This window comes from Eubacterium sp. AF16-48 (assembly GCF_003479405.1).
Classification (GTDB): Bacteria; Bacillota; Clostridia; order Lachnospirales; family Lachnospiraceae; genus Eubacterium_G; species Eubacterium_G segne.
The window spans coordinates 1-740 of sequence record NZ_QUHB01000031.1 but is presented as its reverse complement, the minus strand read 5'-3'; the positions used below and the strand labels follow the sequence as shown (position 1 = coordinate 740).

The following is a 740-nucleotide window of genomic DNA, read 5'->3' as shown; positions in this document are numbered from 1 at the left end:
GTGCAGTTCACCGTCCTTAATGATTACATGGTAATCCTCAACCTTATACGGTTCAAATATACCCTTAAAATATTCATATCTGTCACAGTACTTCACTCTTTCATAAAAATCCAAGTCTTTTGATGGTACAAATATCGTATCATCTCCATCATATACATGTTGAATGCCTAATGCTTTCATTGTTTCATCATAGTCTGTGTTATCCATGCTTGTCGGTGCTATTGCCATTTTTTCGTCTATACGGCTTCCTCTTAATTCCACCTTATGTCCCTTATATATTGCATATGGTCTGACGCTATAAATGTCTCCTATTTCATCTGGTGTTACCGGACGGATATAATGTCCCCATTCATCCTGTATACACTTATCATCCATCATATCTTCATTATTGATTGGAATTACTAATTGATTGCTTCTATCATCTCTATACAACATTGTTTCTTTTCCTTTGTAAACCGTATATCTATCCCATTTTAACCTCATTTTATTTTCCTCCATATCTTTTCATTTTTAATATATTTATACTGTTTCACTATCTTTCCATTTTCAATCTTGGTTATCAATGCTTTATCATATCCTATGCCCTCTTTTAAGTTCCACTCCGGTATTACCTTTCCATTTTTTGCGCCTGTAAATCCATTTCTTGTACATGGATTTATATCTTCATTCAGACCTCCAAATTCTTTTCCATATGTATTGTCCAAATTGATCTTTTTCAAATCATCCGGTATAGTCTTAAA

Annotated in this window: 2 protein-coding genes; both read right to left on the bottom strand. The window is 33.4% G+C overall.

Features of this window, described 5'->3' with window-relative positions; all coding sequences use genetic code 11:
* Positions 1–483, bottom strand: a 483-nt coding sequence (locus DWW68_RS13305; protein WP_147365715.1) for a hypothetical protein, incomplete at its 3' end; no start/stop codon positions are given.
* Positions 480–740, bottom strand: a 261-nt coding sequence (locus DWW68_RS13300) for a hypothetical protein (protein WP_347497922.1), incomplete at its 5' end; no start/stop codon positions are given. The genes DWW68_RS13300 and DWW68_RS13305, both read right to left, overlap by 4 nt.